This window comes from Variovorax sp. 05N34, assembly GCF_056397405.1.
Genome location: NZ_JBFTNI010000001.1, coordinates 246708 through 263522 on the forward strand (window position 1 = coordinate 246708; position 16815 = coordinate 263522).

Annotated in this window: 13 protein-coding genes; 11 read left to right on the top strand and 2 right to left on the bottom strand. The window is 62.7% G+C overall.

The genetic code is table 11. The features are described from left to right. Positions 1–24: 24 nt before the first annotated feature. Both AC1DMA_RS01250 and fabI read right to left on the bottom strand, forming a co-directional pair. Entirely contained in the window at positions 25–858 is an 834-nt protein-coding gene (locus tag AC1DMA_RS01250; RefSeq protein WP_478143339.1) for a DNA ligase, read from the bottom strand. Between the two features lie 154 nt (positions 859–1012). Continuing rightward, positions 1013–1801, bottom strand: a complete 789-nt coding sequence (gene fabI / locus AC1DMA_RS01255) for an enoyl-ACP reductase FabI (protein ID WP_478142990.1) — start codon at positions 1799–1801, stop codon at positions 1013–1015. A gap of 37 nt (positions 1802–1838) precedes the next feature. Here fabI and AC1DMA_RS01260 point away from each other — a divergent pair, with 37 nt between their 5' ends. The 11 genes from AC1DMA_RS01260 (at position 1839) to AC1DMA_RS01310 (ending at position 16799) form a co-directional block, all read left to right on the top strand. After that, entirely contained in the window at positions 1839–3638 is a 1800-nt protein-coding gene (locus AC1DMA_RS01260) for an extracellular solute-binding protein (protein WP_478142991.1), read from the top strand. A 30-nt stretch (positions 3639–3668) separates the two neighbouring features. Next, positions 3669–4697 (top strand): microcin C ABC transporter permease YejB, encoded by a 1029-nt coding sequence (locus AC1DMA_RS01265; protein ID WP_478123294.1) that lies wholly within the window; start codon positions 3669–3671, stop codon positions 4695–4697. Further along, positions 4690–5739 carry an ABC transporter permease gene (locus tag AC1DMA_RS01270; RefSeq protein WP_478142992.1) on the top strand — a complete coding sequence of 350 codons (1050 nt, stop codon included), beginning with the start codon at positions 4690–4692 and terminating at the stop codon, positions 5737–5739. Before AC1DMA_RS01265 ends, AC1DMA_RS01270 begins: the two co-directional genes overlap by 8 nt. Next, positions 5736–7349 carry an ABC transporter ATP-binding protein gene (locus AC1DMA_RS01275; RefSeq protein WP_478142993.1) on the top strand — a complete coding sequence of 538 codons (1614 nt, stop codon included), beginning with the start codon at positions 5736–5738 and terminating at the stop codon, positions 7347–7349. The genes AC1DMA_RS01270 and AC1DMA_RS01275 overlap by 4 nt, the downstream gene beginning before the upstream one ends. Before the next feature lie 283 nt (positions 7350–7632). Next, positions 7633–8256 (top strand): ribosome maturation factor RimP, encoded by a 624-nt coding sequence (gene rimP, locus AC1DMA_RS01280; RefSeq protein ID WP_478143340.1) that lies wholly within the window; start codon positions 7633–7635, stop codon positions 8254–8256. 17 nt (positions 8257–8273) lie between these two features. Beyond that, positions 8274–9758 carry a transcription termination factor NusA gene (gene nusA / locus AC1DMA_RS01285; RefSeq protein ID WP_478123291.1) on the top strand — a complete coding sequence of 495 codons (1485 nt, stop codon included), beginning with the start codon at positions 8274–8276 and terminating at the stop codon, positions 9756–9758. A gap of 24 nt (positions 9759–9782) precedes the next feature. Beyond that, positions 9783–12707, top strand: a complete 2925-nt coding sequence (infB, locus tag AC1DMA_RS01290; RefSeq protein ID WP_478142994.1) for a translation initiation factor IF-2 — start codon at positions 9783–9785, stop codon at positions 12705–12707. 21 nt (positions 12708–12728) lie between these two features. Further along, positions 12729–13100 (top strand): 30S ribosome-binding factor RbfA, encoded by a 372-nt coding sequence (rbfA, locus tag AC1DMA_RS01295; protein ID WP_478102915.1) that lies wholly within the window; start codon positions 12729–12731, stop codon positions 13098–13100. Between the two features lie 2 nt (positions 13101–13102). After that, entirely contained in the window at positions 13103–14047 is a 945-nt protein-coding gene (gene truB / locus AC1DMA_RS01300) for a tRNA pseudouridine(55) synthase TruB (RefSeq protein WP_478142995.1), read from the top strand. Further along, on the top strand, positions 14044–15876 hold the full coding sequence (gene typA, locus AC1DMA_RS01305) for a translational GTPase TypA (protein WP_478123288.1): 1833 nt from the start codon (positions 14044–14046) through the stop codon (positions 15874–15876). The genes truB and typA overlap by 4 nt, the downstream gene beginning before the upstream one ends. Beyond that, on the top strand, positions 15876–16799 hold the full coding sequence (locus AC1DMA_RS01310) for a DMT family transporter (protein ID WP_478123287.1): 924 nt from the start codon (positions 15876–15878) through the stop codon (positions 16797–16799). Before typA ends, AC1DMA_RS01310 begins: the two co-directional genes overlap by 1 nt. Positions 16800–16815: the final 16 nt, after the last annotated feature.

The following is a 16815-nucleotide window of genomic DNA, read 5'->3' on the forward strand; positions in this document are numbered from 1 at the left end:
GCCGCCGTTCTGGGTTCGACCGCTTCAGAAGTCGGCGTCGTCGCGTCCGCGTACGAAACGCGCGAATCTCGGCAAGCCGGAGGAGGTCTTGCCGTTGTAGCGATAGGTCACCCAGGTGCCGATGGCTGGCGGCTTCTCGCGCTCCGCATCGCTGAAGCCACCGCCTAGCTTGAAGCGCTTGCCGTCCGGCGTTTCGACCAGCAGCGCGCCCATCCGCTTCGCATGCTTGCCACGTCCGCCGATGTGGGCGACGACGCGTGCTTCTGCATCGTCGTAGGCCTTGACCTTGAGAAGGTCGGTGCTGCGATCGGCTCGATAAAGCGATGAGCCCCGATGGAGCATCAGCCCTTCGCCGCCCATCCTGATGGTCTTGTCGAGCAGAGCGTCGAGTTCGTCGGCGGTCGTGGCACGCTGTTGCGGCACGGCGACCGCCCAGGGGACGGTGGTGATGGGAAACAACTTGCGCAAGCGCGCGAGCCGCGCCGTGAAATCACCCGGCTCGGCAGGAAGATCGAACACCATGAAGTGAATCTCCCGCCATGCAGTATCCGACGGCGTCTGGCTGCGCACCGTCGACACTGCGCGGGAGAAATGGCCTCGGCCGGCCCACAGTTCACCGTCCAGCGGCATCGTAGGCAATGCCTCCACGAACCAGGCGGGTGCGGCGATAGGTTCGCCACTGCGTGTTTTCAGTTGATGGCCGTCCCAGTAGGCGCGCACGCCATCGTATTTTTCGCTGACCCAGTAATCGTTGAGTGACATGCCGCGGCGGTAGACCTCGGCCATGATGAGAGGCGGGGGCGCCTTCGGGGCGCCCTGTGCGAGGGCTTCGCCTTGCCTCGAAAGGCCAATGGCCATTCCGGCAGCGGCCAGCAACAACGTTCGGCGGGAAAGCGCCACGGACGTGGCTCCGCCGGTGCCACTCTTGCGGCGTTTGCAAAAAGAAAAACTCACGATCAACTCCCTGACATTTTTGGTATGCCGGGATTATGAAATGCGGCTATGTGCCGCTTCAGACGGATTCTGAGATGCCCCCGACGACGTTGCTGAAACCGCCGTCCACATAGGTGATCTCCGCGGTGACGCCGCTTGCAAGATCGCTCAGCAGGAAGGCTGCGACGTTGCCGACTTCTTCGATGGTGACGTTGCGCCGCATCGGCGCGACCTTCGAGATTGCAGAGAGGAGCTTGCCGAAGTCCTTGATGCCGCTGGCAGCCAGCGTCTTGATCGGACCGGCGCTGATGCCGTTGACGCGCATCCCCTTGGGGCCGAGCGATTCAGCCAGATAACGCACCGAGGCCTCGAGCGAAGCCTTCGCAAGGCCCATGGTGTTGTAGTTGGGCAGCGCGCGGATCGAACCGAGGTAGGTCAGTGTCAGCAGCGCCGATTTGTCATTGAGGTAGGGCAGGGCCGCCTTGGCCATTGCCGGGAAGCTGTAGGCGCTGATGTCGTGCGCGATCTTGAATGCCTCGCGCGAAAGCCCTTCGAGGAAATCGCCGGCGATGGCCTCGCGCGGCGCAAAGCCGATGCTGTGCACGAAACCGTCGAACTTGGGCCAGGTCCGCGAAAGATCGGCAAAGAGCTTGTCGATCTGCGCGTCGTCTCCGACATCGCAGTCGAAAACCAGCTTTGAATCGAAGTCCGCGGCGAATTCGGTAATGCGGTCCTTGAATCGCTCGCCCACGTAGCTGAAAGCCAGTTCGGCCCCTTGCTGGTGGCAAGCCTTGGCGATGCCATAGGCGATGGAGCGGTTGCTCAGCACGCCGGTGATCAGAAGTTTTTTGCCGGAAAGAAAGCCCATGGATCGACCTTGTGAAAATCTTGGGCAGAATTCTCGCATGCGGGTTCTTTGGTTCTGTTGCTTGCTGGTGTGTGCGGTTCCCGCTTGGGCGGCGCATGGTTACGCCATGTGGGACGACCTGAAGTACCCGGCAGGCTTCAAGGCTTTCGACTACGTCAACGTCGATGCGCCCAAGCGTGGCGAGTTGCGCTTGGTCAGCAATCAGCGCTATTCGACCTTCGACAAGTACAACCCTTTCACCATCAAGGGGGCCCCGCCCGCGTACTTGGCCAACCTGATGTTCGATTCGCTGCTGGCCGGGTCGATGGACGAGACGGCATCGGGCTACGGACTCCTGGCCGAGGACGTGGTGGTCTCGCCCGATCGGCTCAGCGCGACCTTCAAGCTTCGCCCTGAGGCGCGCTTTCACGATGGCACGCCCGTCGAGGCCGCGGACGTCAAGCACAGCTACGACACGTTGATCGGTCCGTATGTGTCGCCCGGCTACAAGACTCTGCTCGAAGATGTCGAAGGCGCCGAGGTGATCGACGCGCGGACCATTCGCTTCAAGTTCAAGAAGCCGAATCGCGAACTTCCGCTGACTGTCGGCGGCTTGCCCGTCTTCAGCCGCCGATGGGGCATGGAGAACGGCAAGGCCAAGCCTTTCGACCAGGTGGTGATGGACATCCCGATCGGCAGCGGCCCTTACAAGATCGGCCCTGTGCGTTTCGGCAAGGACATCACCTACGTGCGCGATCCGAATTACTGGGCGCGGGACCTTGCCGTTCGGCGCGGCACGAACAACTTCGACCGCATCACGATCAAGATTTACCAGGACAACACGGCGCGCCTGGAAGCATTCAAGGCCGGCGAGTTCGACATGATGAGCTTCTATTCGGCGGGCGACTGGGCGCGCCGCGTGACGGGAAAGCGGTTCAATACCGGGGAACTGGTCAAGCGCGAATTCGCCCATCGGCTGCCGTCGGGCTTCCAGAGCTTCGTGCTCAACAGCAGGCGTCCGCTGCTGCAGGATCGGCGCGTGCGGCAAGCGCTCGGCCTCGCGCTCGACTATGAGTGGATGAATCGGCAGATGTTCTACGGCGGCTATCCGCGCGTGAGGGACCTGTTCGGCAATACCGATTGCGCGGCCGAAGGCACGCCATCCGAGCAAGAGCTCAGGCTGCTGGAGCCTTGGCGCGGAAAGATTCCCGACGAGGTGTTCGGACCGATGTACGAGCCGCCGACCACCGAGGGCCCAGGGCACTCGCTGCGAGACAACTTGCGCAAGGCCCGTGATCTCCTGAAGCAGGCTGGCTGGGAATATCGCGATGGCGCGCTGCGCAATGCCCGAGGCGAGCCGATGCAACTCGAATATCTCGACAGCAAGGAGGGCGGTGCCCGAACCGTGTCACCGTGGATGCGCAATCTCGAGAAGCTGGGCATCACGCTGAAGTTCGCTTCGGTTGATTTCGCGCTCTACCAGCAGCGCCTGGACAAGTTCGAGTTCGACATCACGACCATCAACTTTCCAGGCACAAACAATCCTGGCCAGCAACTGGCGGACATCTTCGGGAGCAAGGCGGCCACGACGGAGAGTTCGGGCAACTACATGGGCGTGAGCAGTCCGGCGGTCGATGCATTGGTGAACGACATCGTGCGGGCCGAGAGCAAGGCTGAACTCCTTCCGGCCTGCCGGGCGCTCGACCGGGTCATCATGCACAGCCACTACCTGATCCCGCAGTGGACCTTGACGTCGCACCGGATCGCCTACAACGCCTGGCGCCTGGCCTACAAATCGCCGATGCCGCCTTATGCATCGGCCGAAGACTGGGTCATGACGACCTGGTGGGCCAAATAGGGCAGAGCCAGCAAAGGAAACGAAGACCCGATGTTTTCCTATGTCCTCAAGCGGCTGTTGCTGTTCATCCCCACCTTGCTTGGCGTGCTGCTGGTGACCTTTTTCGTGATTCAGTTCGTGCCGGGCGGTCCTGTGGAGCAGTACCTCGCCGAAGCGAAGGCGGCCACGCGCGGCGGCATCGAATCGGGTGGCTCCAACTATCGCGGCAACCAGGGAGTCGATCCGAAGCGGCTGGCGGAAATCAAGGCGCTCTACGGTTTCGACAAACCGGCGCACGAGCGGCTCTTTCAGATGCTGGGGCAGTTCGCCCGCTTCGACCTGGGCCGAAGCTTCTTCCAGAACAAGGATGTGTGGACGCTGATCCTGGAGAAGCTCCCCGTCTCGATCAGTCTCGGGCTCTGGACCTTCTTCATCAGCTACGGGGTTGCGGTGCCGCTGGGCGTCGCCAAGGCCGTGCGCGCAGGCACGCGCTTCGACCTCGTCACCACCTTGCTGATCCTCGTCGGCTATGCGATTCCGGGTTTTGTCCTCGGCGTGGCACTGCTGGTGATCTTTGGTGGGCAACTGCAATGGTTTCCGTTGCGCGGCCTGACCTCGGCCAACTGGGACGAACTCAGCTGGGGTGCGCGCATCGTCGATTACCTCTGGCACATCACCTTGCCGGTGACAGCGATGGTGCTGGGGAGCTTTGCGGTGACCTCCATGCTGACCAAGAACGCCTTCCTGGAGGAGATCCGCAAGCAATACGTGCTGACGGCTCGCGCCAAGGGCCTGGGCGAACGGCAGGTGCTTTGGAAGCACGTATTTCGCAACGCGTTGATTCCGATCGTCACCGGCCTGCCGGCGGCTTTCATCGGTGCGTTTTTCACGGGCTCGCTGCTCATCGAGACGCTCTTTTCGCTCGACGGGCTTGGCTTGCTGGGCTACGAGAGCGTGATCCGGCGCGACTATCCGGTCGTGCTCGGCACGCTTTATCTCTTTACGCTGATCGGCTTGGTGACCAAGCTTATTTCAGACCTCTGCTACGTATGGGTCGATCCGAGGGTGAAGTTTGACTAGCGCCGTCGCCAAGCCCGTGTCGCTGAGCCCGGGACGCCGCGCGTGGCTGCGCTTCAAGCGCAATCGGCTGGGGTATTGGAGCCTGGTGCTGTTCGTGGTGATGGTCGTCACGAGCCTCTTTGCCGAAGTGCTGTCGACCGACCGGCCGCTGGTCATGCGCTACGAGGGAAAGATCTACTTTCCCGTTTTGCGCGACTATTCAGAAAAAACCTTTGGCGGCGACTTCGAGACACCGACGGACTATCTCGATCCGTTCATTCGCGAGCGCATCACGCAAGGCGGCAACTGGGCAATCTACGCACCGAACCCGTACGGCCCCAAGACGCTCAACTACTTCGCAAGGTCTCCGAGTCCGGCGGCGCCAACCCGCGACAACTGGCTGGGCACGGACGATCGAGGTCGCGACCTGCTGGCGCAACTGATCTACGGCTTTCGGGTGAGCGTACTGTTCGGCCTGGCCCTCACGGCCATCGGTACCGTGCTGGGCGTGGCGGCGGGCGCGGTGCAGGGCTACTTCGCGGGCAAGACCGACCTCGCGTTCCAGCGTTTCATCGAGATCTGGGGTTCAATGCCCGAGCTTTATTTGCTCATCATCTTCAGCGCCGTGTTTGCGCCGAGCGTCGCGCTGTTGTTGATCCTCCTGAGTCTCTTCGGCTGGATGGGGCTTTCCGACTATGTTCGCGCCGAGTTCCTTCGCAATCGCCAAATGGACTACGTGCGGGCCGCGCGAGCGTTGGGCGTGGGCAATCTGCAGATCATGTGGCGGCACATTCTGCCCAACAGCATGACGCCGGTGGTGACGTTTCTTCCGTTTCGCATGAGCGCTGCGATCCTGGCGTTGACTTCGCTCGACTTCCTCGGCCTGGGCGTTCCGCCTGGTACGCCTTCGCTTGGCGAACTCCTGAGCCAAGGCAAGGCGAACATCGATGCCTGGTGGATTTCCTTGTCTACCTTTGGCGTGCTCGTCCTCACGCTGATGCTGCTGACATTCATGGGCGACGCGCTGCGCGACGCGCTCGATCCGCGAAAGGCTGACAGATGACACCCTTGTTGAATGTCCAGGGGCTCAGGGTTGCCTTCGGCGACAAGGAAGTGGTGCACGGCATCGACTTCAGCATCGCACAAGGCGAAAAGCTGGCGTTGGTCGGCGAGTCGGGCTCAGGCAAGACAGTCACCGCGCTGAGCCTGCTTCGACTGGTTCAGAACGCGGACGTTTTCGGCGTCGCCGAATTTGCTGGAGACGAATCGACGGGTGCGCGCCGCGATTTGTTGTCACTGCCTGAATCGAAGCTGCGCGGCATCCGGGGCAAGGAGATCGCGATGATCTTCCAGGAGCCGATGACCGCTCTGAATGCGCTCTACACCGTCGGCGACCAGATCGCCGAAGTGCTGGAACTTCATCAGGCGCTGTCTTCCAGGGCGGCGCACGAAGCGTCGGTGCAACTGCTGGCGGACACCGGCATTCCCGAACCGGCGCGGCGGGCGAGGGCGTTTCCGCATCAGTTGTCGGGCGGACAGCGCCAGCGGGCGATGATCGCGATGGCGCTGGCTTGCAGGCCGCGCCTGCTGCTGGCGGACGAGCCGACCACCGCGCTCGACGTGACGGTGCGCTCGCAGATCCTCGAACTGCTGGCGGACCTGCAGCGCAAGTACGGCATGGCCGTGCTGCTCATCACCCATGACCTCAATTTGGTGCACCGGTTCGCAGATCGCGTGGCGGTCATGGAAAACGGTCACGTCGTCGAGCATGGTGCCGTGTCGACCGTCTTCGGCGCGCCGCGGCATCCCTACACACGCAAGTTGATCGACAGCCGGCCGACACGGGATGTGGATCCTGCCCCCGCCGGTGGCGCTGCGCCGGTACTGGCCGCGAAGGGGCTGCGCGTGAGCTATCCGGTCTCGAGGCCCGGAGTGAGAGGCTGGTTTCGCAAAGGCGAGTTCATTGCCGTTCAAGGCGCCGACTTCAGCATCGGCCCTGGAGAGACCCTGGGCGTCGTGGGCGAGTCGGGTTCGGGGAAATCCACTCTGGCGTTGGCTGCGCTCGGCTTGCTGAAGCACCAGGGGGAACTGGACGTCTCCGGCCACCGCTGGGACGCGGGACGGGCCAGCAACCGTGCGCTGCGGCGCGTCATGCAGGTGGTCTTCCAGGACCCGTTTTCGTCGCTCTCGCCGCGGATGACCGTCGAACAGATCGTCGCCGAGGGCCTGACCGTTCACGCACCCGAACTCGGTTCGGCGGAGCGCCGAACGCGCGCCTTGGCGGCGCTGGCCGACGTCGGGCTGACCGAATCGCAGTTCCCCGCGCTTCTGGACCGCTACCCGCATGAGTTCTCCGGCGGGCAACGACAACGCCTCGCGATCGCTCGCGCACTGATCGTCGATCCCAGTCTGCTGGTACTTGACGAGCCGACGAGCGCGCTCGACGTGACCATCCAGAAGCAGGTCCTGGGATTGCTGCAGCGCTTGCAGCGCGAGCGCGGCCTAAGTTACTTATTGATTACACATGACGTGGAGGTGATCCGCGCGATGGCGCACCAGGTCATCGTCATGAAAGACGGTGCGATTCTCGAATCCGGCCGGGTCGAGCGCGTGCTCGACGCGCCGGAGCATCCTTACACCCAGAAACTAGTCGCCGCCGCCTTGGCTGAATAGGCGAGTCATGGATGCAGGAAATGTTGCGTATCGGCAAGGGCCGGGCCTCACGCCGCCGCGAAGCTGTAGCGGCTGTGTCGGACTGATGACAATAAGACTGGTACCGCATCCGCTTGCCTGGACCTTGGGAAACGATGAATTCGTAACGCGTTTGGCATATAATTCGAGGCTCACGACCAAACGGGCGGGTACTTACCGCCCGTTTTTTATTGGTCGAAGCATTTTTCCTGGTGCTGCAAAAGCGGGCGGCGGCATCGGGCACATCAAGGGCGCAAACAGACACGTGGCATTGCAGCAGACAGTGGAACAAACCGTGGCCGGACTCGGCTACGACCTGGTCGAGATCGAGCGGTCGGCCGGGGGATTGCTGCGCGTCACGATTGATTTGCCGTGGAATGGCCCAAATTCTGTCGCTGTGTCGCCTGGGGTGCCGGAGCCCGTCCTGACGGTCGAGGATTGCGAAAAGGTCACGCGACAGTTGCAGTTCGCACTCGAAGTCGATGGCGCCGAATACAAGCGGCTCGAAGTGTCATCTCCAGGCATCGACCGCCCGTTACGCAATGAGCAGGATTTCGAGCGTTTTGTGGGCGAAGTCGTCGACATCACGCTCAAGGCACCGATGGGTGCGGCGGCAAGCGGCCAAGTGGCGGCCAATCGCAAGAAATTTCGGGGCACGTTGGAGCGGGTTGCGATGGCCGACGGTTCGCAGGGCTGGCAGATCGTCTGGAGCCAGGAGCCCGAAGGCCGCTCGGTGCCAAAGCCTGGCCAGAAGATCAGCAAAAAGCGCGCGCCTGCTCCGATGCAGGCGCTGGGTTTTGCCTTGGACGAGTTGCGTGAGGCGCGGCTCGCCCCGATAGTGGATTTCAAGGGGCGCAGGCCCAAACCTGGCACGGTAGTGTCGGACTGAACGAGGAGAGTGGTGGCATGAATCGCGAAATGTTGATGTTGGTGGATGCGATCTCGCGCGAGAAGAACGTCGAGCGCGACGTCGTCTTCGGTGCGGTCGAGTCCGCCTTGGCGCAAGCTACCAAGAAGCTCTATCAGGGCGATGTGGACATTCGCGTCGCCGTGGACCGCGACAGCGGCGACTACGAGACCTTCCGTCGTTGGCACGTCGTTCCCGATGAGGCCGGCCTGCAATTGCCCGACCAGGAAATCCTGCTCTTCGAAGCCAAGGAAGAGATGCCGGACATCGAGGTCGACGAATACATCGAAGAGGCCGTCGATTCGGTGCCGATCGGCCGTATCGGCGCGATGGCTGCCAAGCAGGTCATTCTTCAAAAGATCCGAGACGCCGAGCGCGAAATGCTGCTCAACGACTTCATGTCGCGTGGCGAGAAGATCTTCACTGGCACCGTCAAGCGGCTGGACAAGGGCGACATCATCGTCGAGGCCGGCCGGGTCGAAGGGCGCCTCCGCCGCAGCGAGATGATCGCCAAGGAAAACCTCCGCAATGGTGATCGCGTACGCGCCATGATCATGGAAGTCGACCTGACCCTGCGTGGCGCACCAATCATCCTGTCTCGTGCAGCGCCGGCATTCATGATCGAGCTCTTCCGCCAGGAAGTCCCCGAAATTGAACAGGGCTTGCTCGAAATCAAGAGCTGTGCCCGGGACCCGGGTTCACGGGCCAAGATCGCTGTGCTTTCGCACGACAAGCGCGTCGATCCGATCGGCACCTGCGTCGGTGTGCGCGGCACGCGCGTCAATGCCGTGACGAACGAACTCGCCGGCGAGCGCGTCGACATCGTGCTCTGGAGCGAAGACCCGGCTCAATTCGTGATCGGTGCCCTCGCACCTGCGAACGTCAGCTCCATCGTGGTCGACGAAGAGAAGCATGCAATGGACGTTGTGGTCGACGAGGAAAACCTCGCAATCGCGATCGGCCGTGGCGGGCAGAACGTGCGTCTGGCTTCCGACCTGACCGGCTGGAAGATCAACATCATGGATGCCAACGAGTCGGCCCAGAAGCAGGCGACCGAAACCGATGCCAGCCGCAAGCTTTTCATGGAAAAGCTGGATGTGGACGAGGAAATCGCCGACATCCTGATTTCCGAAGGCTTCACCAGCCTGGAAGAAGTCGCTTATGTCCCGATTTCCGAATTGCTCGAGATCGAAAGCTTCGACGAAGATACGATCAACGAATTGCGGTCGCGCGCCAAGGATGCGCTGTTGACCATGGAAATCGCCCGCGAAGAGAATGTGGAGGGCGTTTCGCAGGATCTGCGCGACCTTGCCGGGCTGGATCCGGCACTTATTCCGAAGTTGGCCGAGGCGGGTGTACATACCCGCGACGACCTCGCCGACCTTGCGGTCGATGAACTCACCGAGATCACCGGCCAGAGCGCCGATGACGCCAAGAACCTCATCTTGAAAGCCCGCGAACATTGGTTCGCCGGCCAAGAGTGATGGTCATGGAGGCACGAAACCAATATGTCCAGTACCACTGTCGCCGAGTTCGCGAACGAACTCAAGAAGACTCCCGAAACCTTGCTTGACCAGCTCAAGAGCGCCGGGGTGCCCAAGCAGGCGCCGACCGACGCCCTCACTGAGGCGGACAAGCAGCGATTGCTCGGCTTCCTGAAGGCCAGCCACGGCACGGTCGAGCCCGAACGCAAGAAGATCACGCTGACGAAGAAGTCGACCAGCGAGATCAAGCAGGCGGATGCGACCGGACGTGCCCGCACGATCCAGGTCGAAGTGCGAAAGAAGCGCACTTTCATCCAGCGCGATGAAGGCCATCCGGCGACTGCCGATGCTGCGCCGCAGGCCGAAGCGCCCGTCGCCGCACCGGCCGCTGCCCCTCAGATCGACGAAGCCGAACTCACCCGCCGTGAGGAGGAAGCCCGTCGCCAGGCCGAACTGATCCGGCGCCAGGAAGAAGAGCTGGTCGAAAAGCGTCGCTTGCGTGAAGAAGCCGAGTCGCGTGAGCGTGCGCAGGCCGAACAAGCCGAACGAGCCGAGCAGGAAGCCAAGGCAGCCGCCAAGAAGAAGGCGGCCGAAGCCGCTGCGGCGGCGACAGTGACTGAAGGCGCTCCGGAGGCTCCGGAAGAAACGCCTGCCGCCACTGACCGCAAGGCTGCTGCCGAGGCGGCAGCCGCGCAAGCCAAGGACGACGCCAAGGCAAAGGCCGCTGCCGAGTCGAAAGCGCGCGCGGACGAGGAAGCCGCTCGCGCCAGGGATCTGGACGAACGCCGTCGCAAGGCGCTCGCCGAGGCCGAAGCCATCCGCGCCATGATGAACGCGCCGGCTCGGGTGCTGGTGCCGCACAAGGCTCCTGAAAAGCCCGCCCCCGACGCCGCCAAGGGTGGCGTGAAGGGTACGTTGCATAAACCGACGGCGCCCGCAGCACGTGCCGGCGCGCCAGGAGCGCCCGGAGCTGCCGCGCCCGCAGCGGGTGCCGGTGCTGGTAAGGAAGTGAAATCCGCCAAGCTCTCGTCGAGCTGGGCCGGTGACACCGCCAAGAAGAAGGAAATCAAGACCCGCGGCGATGCGAGCGGCGGCGTCGGTCGCGGCAATTGGCGCGGAGGCCCTCGTGGTCGTCGGGGCAACGACCGCAACGGGCAAGAGGAGCGCGCACCCGCGGCACCGGTCGAGGCTCGCGTGATCGAAGTCCATGTTCCCGAAACCATCACGGTGTCGGAGCTCGCGCACAAGATGGCGGTCAAGGCCTCGGAAGTCATCAAGCAATTGATGAAGCTAGGCCAGATGGCGACCATCAACCAGTCGCTAGACCAGGACACCGCGATGATCATCGTGGAGGAAATGGGCCACAGCGCGGTCGTCGCCGCACTGGACGATCCCGAAGCCTTCACCGATGAGGACGTGTCGGCGCAGCAGGCCGAAGCCTTGCCTCGCGCACCGGTCGTGACCGTGATGGGTCACGTTGACCACGGCAAGACCTCGCTGCTGGACTACATCCGCCGCGCCAAGGTCGCCGCGGGCGAAGCCGGCGGCATCACCCAGCACATCGGCGCCTATCACGTGCAGACCGCTCGTGGCATGGTGTCCTTCCTCGATACCCCGGGCCACGAGGCGTTTACTGCCATGCGTGCCCGCGGCGCGCAAGCGACCGACATCGTGATCCTGGTGGTTGCCGCGGACGACGGCGTCATGCCGCAGACCAAGGAAGCCATCAAGCACGCCAAGGCTGCGAAGGTGCCGATCGTGGTGGCGATCAACAAGATCGACAAGCCCGATGCCAACCTCGACCGCGTCAAGCAAGAGCTGGTTGCGGAAGAAGTCGTGCCCGAAGAATACGGCGGCGATACGCCGTTCGTACCCGTGTCCGCGAAGACCGGGCAGGGCGTGGACGATCTCCTGGAGCAGGTTCTGTTGCAGGCCGAAGTGCTGGAACTCAAGGCGCCGGTGGATGCTGCTGCCAAGGGTCTCGTGATCGAGGCGCAACTCGACAAGGGCCGCGGACCGGTCGCTACGGTGCTGGTTCAGTCCGGCACCCTCAAGACCGGGGACGTGGTGCTGGCCGGTTCGACCTACGGCCGCGTGCGCGCCATGATCGATGAAGATGGCAAGACCATCAAGACGGCTGGCCCGTCCATCCCGGTCGAGATCCAGGGCCTGACCGAAGTCCCGCAAGCTGGCGACGAGTTCATGGTGATGGGCGACGAACGCCGTGCGCGCGAAATCGCGACATACCGTGCGGGCAAGTTCCGCAACACCAAGCTGGCAAAGATGCAGGCGGCCAAGATGGAGAACATGTTCTCCGACCTGACCGCGGGCGAAGTCAAGATGGTGCCGATCATCATCAAGGCCGACGTGCAGGGTTCGCAGGAAGCCCTGGCCCAATCGCTGCTCAAGCTCTCGAACGAAGAGGTCAAGGTGCAGGTGGTGTACGCGGCAGTCGGCGGCATCAGCGAGTCGGACATCAATCTTGCGATCGCTTCGAAGGCGATGGTCATCGGCTTCAACGTGCGTGCCGACGCAGGTGCGCGCAAGCTCGCCGAAGGCAACAACGTCGGCATTCACTACTACAGCATCATCTATGACGCTGTGGACGAGTTGAAGACGGCGATGGCCGGCATGTTGGCGCCCGAGCGCCGCGAAGAGATCATCGGCTCCGCCGAGATCCGTACCGTGTTCGTGGCATCCAAGATCGGCACGGTCGCGGGTTGTATGGTCACCTCCGGGTCGGTCAACCGCACGGCACATTTCCGCCTGCTGCGCGACAACGTGGTGATCTACACTGGCGAAGTCGACTCGATCAAGCGCCTGAAGGACGACGTCCGCGAAGTCCGCGAAGGCTTCGAGTGCGGTATCAAGCTCAAGAACTACAACGACATCAAGGAAGGTGATCAGCTGGAGTTCTTCGAGATCAAGGAAATCGCCCGGACGCTGTAAGCACCTGGATCGACCTCGGCCATGCCCAAAAGAAAGACCGCTACCCCCAACCGCGCCTTCAAGGTGGCCGATCAGATCCAGCGCGATCTGACCGAGCTGATCGCGCGCGAGTTGAAGGACCCGCGCGTCGGCATGGTGACGATCCAGGCCGTCGAGGTCACGCCGGACTACGCGCACGCGAAGGTTTTCTTCAGCCTTCTCGTGGGCGATCCGGTCGAGACGACCGAGGCCTTGAACCAGGCTGCGGGCTTCCTGCGCAATGGCTTGTTCAAGCGCCTGCACATCCACACGGTTCCGACCCTCCACTTCCAGTTCGATCGCACGACCGAACGCGCCGCGGACATGAATGCGCTGATCGCCCAGGCGGTCGCGTCGCGCTCGAAAGACGATTGACGATGAACGCGCCACGCACACGGGTGCAGCGGCGCCCTGTGCATGGGGTGTTGTTGCTCGACAAGCCGCTGGGTCTCTCCAGCAATCAGGCCTTGCAGAAGGCCAAATGGTTGCTGCGCGCTGAAAAAGCGGGACACACCGGCACGCTCGATCCGCTCGCGACGGGTGTGTTGCCGCTGTGCTTTGGCGCCGCCACGAAGTTCAGTCAACTTCATCTCGAAGCCGACAAGACCTATGAAGCTCGCGCCAGGCTCGGCATAAAGACCTCCACGGGAGATGCCGAGGGCGAAGTCGTGGCCGAACGGCCGGTGTCCGTCACGGCGGACGATCTTGCGCGGGCCGAAGCGAAGTTCACCGGGCCGATCGCCCAGGTGCCGCCGATGCACAGCGCCCTGAAGAAGGACGGCAAGGCGCTCTACGAATACGCGCGCGAGGGCATCGAGGTCGAACGCGCGGTTCGCAGTGTCGTGGTTCATGAACTCACGCTGAAGGCCGACACGGCCGACACCATTCACATCCGCGCCGCGGTCAGCAAGGGCACCTACATTCGGGTGCTCGGCGAAGACATCGGCGAAGCGCTCGGCTGCGGCGCACATCTGACTTTCCTGCGCCGAATCGCGACAGGCGGCTTCGACATCTCGCAGTGCGTGACCCTCGAAGCGTTCGAAGCCATGGGCGAAGAAGAGCGTCTAGCGCAACTTCTGCCGGCTGAATCGCTGGTGACCGGCCATACGACCGTCACGCTCGGGCCGGAAGATGCGGCGAGGTTCCTGTCGGGCCTGCGCCGTCGCGGGAATTGGCCCGACGCATCGCATGTGGCCGTATTTGGCCGCGAGCCGCACGCCTTCCTGGGCACTGCCCATGTCGCGGCCGGCGAACTGATCCCGGGGCGCTTGCTGAACCCCATCGAAATCCAGCAGACACTTTTGACCGAAGCGACACCATGAGCACCAACCAGATCCGCAACATCGCCATCATCGCCCACGTGGACCATGGCAAGACCACCATGGTCGACCAATTGCTGCGCCAGTCCGGCACCTTTGCCGAGCACGAGAAAGTGGTCGACACAGTGATGGACAACAACGCCATCGAAAAAGAGCGGGGTATCACGATCCTCGCCAAGAACTGTGCCGTGACGTGGAAGGGTATGCACATCAACATCGTCGACACCCCAGGCCACGCCGACTTCGGCGGTGAAGTCGAACGTGCGCTGAGCATGGTGGACGGCGTCGTGCTGTTGATCGACGCTCAAGAAGGCCCGATGCCACAGACGCGCTTCGTGACCAAAAAGGCTTTGGCTCTCGGCCTGAAGCCCATTCTGGTGGTGAACAAGGTCGACAAGCCCGGCGCACGCCCCGACCACGTGGTCAACGCCGCCTTCGACCTGTTCGACAAGCTCGGCGCCACCGACGAACAACTCGACTTCCCTGTCGTCTATGCGTCCGGCATCAACGGCTGGTCGTCGCTGGAAGAGGGCGAGCACGGTGAACAGTGGGGCCCCGACATGTCGGCGTTGTTCGACACCATCCTCAAGCACGTACCTGCGCACGATGGCGACCCCGAAGCGCCACTGCAGCTCCAGATTTCGGCCATCGACTTCTCGACTTTTGTGGGCCGGATCGGCGTTGGCCGCATCAACGCCGGCACCATCAAACCGATGATGGATGTCGTCGTGATGGAAGGACCGGACGGCAAGGCCGTCAAGGGCCGCGTCAATCAGGTGCTGACCTTCCAGGGTCTGGAGCGCGTCCAGGCCGCAGAGGCAGGTCCAGGTGAAATCGTTCTGATCAACGGCATTGCCGATATCGGAATCGGCGTGACGGTGACCGATCCCGTCAATCCGACGCCACTCCCGATGCTCAAGGTCGATGAGCCGACCCTGACGATGAACTTCTGCGTCAACACGAGCCCGCTCGCCGGCCGCGAAGGCAAGTTCGTCACCAGTCGCCAGATCTGGGACCGCCTGCAGAAAGAGTTGCAACACAACGTGGCCCTGCGCGTCAAGGAAACGGACGAAGAAGGTGTCTTCGAAGTCATGGGCCGCGGCGAACTGCACCTGACGATCCTGCTGGAAAACATGCGTCGCGAAGGCTACGAAATGGCAGTGTCGAAGCCGCGCGTGGTGTTCCGGGACATCGATGGCGAGCGGCACGAGCCGATCGAACTGGTGACCGCCGACATCGAAGAGCAGCACCAGGGCGGCGTGATGCAAGCGCTGGGCGAGCGCAAAGGCGAACTCGTCAACATGGAGCCGGACGGTCGCGGCCGCGTGCGCCTCGAATACCGCATTCCGGCGCGAGGCTTGATCGGTTTCACCAACGAGTTCCTGAATCTGACGCGTGGATCGGGCCTGATCTCGAACATCTTCGACAGCTATGAGCCACACAAGGGCGAGATCGGCAGCCGCAAGAACGGCGTATTGATTTCGATGGATGACGGCGAGATCTTCACCTACGCCTTGGGCAAGCTGGACGACCGCGGCCGCATGTTCGTGCGTGCGAACGACCCCGTCTACGAAGGCATGATCGTCGGCATCCACAGCCGAGACAACGATCTGGTGGTCAATGCCACGCGCACCAAGCAGCTGACGAACTTCCGCGTGTCCGGCAAGGAAGATGCGATCAAGATCACGCCGCCGATCGAACTCACGCTCGAATACGGCGTGGAATTCATCGAGGACGACGAGCTCGTCGAAATCACGCCCAAGAGCGTGCGGCTGCGCAAGCGCTACCTCAAGGAACACGAGCGCAAGCGCGCTTCCCGCGAGAGCGCCTGATGCATTCCGCCGGCGGACGTCGTGGACTGACGCACGGCCGCGCAGCCTGTCTGATGGTCGTGGTGACCCTCATGTGGGCCACGGCGGGAGTCGTCACCCGCCACCTCGAGCACGCGCGCAGCTTCGAGGTGACGTTCTGGAGAAGCTTCTTCACGGTGGTTTCTCTGCTCGTGATCCTTCCGCTTTGGAGGGGCAGGGCGGTTTTCACGCGGATTCGGCACGCGGGGCATGAACTGTGGATCTCCGGCGTCTGCTGGAGCGTGATGTTCACGGCCTTCATGGTCGCGCTCACCTTGACGAGTGTTGCCAACGTTCTGGTCACCATGGCGCTTGGGCCCCTGCTGACGGCGCTGGGCGCGCGGATTTTCATCGGCCACAAACTCGCAGCGCGCACCTGGGGCGCCATCGTCCTGGGCGGCATCGGCATCGGATGGATGTACGGAGCGCAGGTCGGAGAGGGTTCGCTGCTCGGCACACTGGTGGCGCTAGGCGTTCCGCTTGCCGCAGCGTGCAACTGGACGGTGGTTCAGCATGCTCACGCGAAGGGCCACGATGTCGATCTCGTTCCGGCCGTGCTGATCGGAGCCATGATTTCCGTCCTCGTCACGTTACCGCTGGCGTGGCCATTGAAGGCCAACGCGCACGACCTCGGGCTTCTGGCCTTCCTTGGGCTCTTTCAGCTTGCGATTCCGTGCGTCCTTTCCGTGCTTTGCGCGCGTGTCCTGAAGGCACCGGAGGTCTCGCTTCTGGGCCTCCTGGAGGTGATCTTCGGTATCGCGCTTGCATGGGTCGGCGCCGGAGAAGAGCCAGAGTCGAGCGTGCTTGCAGGCGGTGTCCTGGTCATTGGCGCGCTCGTGTTCAATGAACTTCTTGGCATGCGCGAGCGTCGCGTGCCCGCGGCCACGCTGCCCGGGACTTCCTGAAACTTTCAAAGGACCT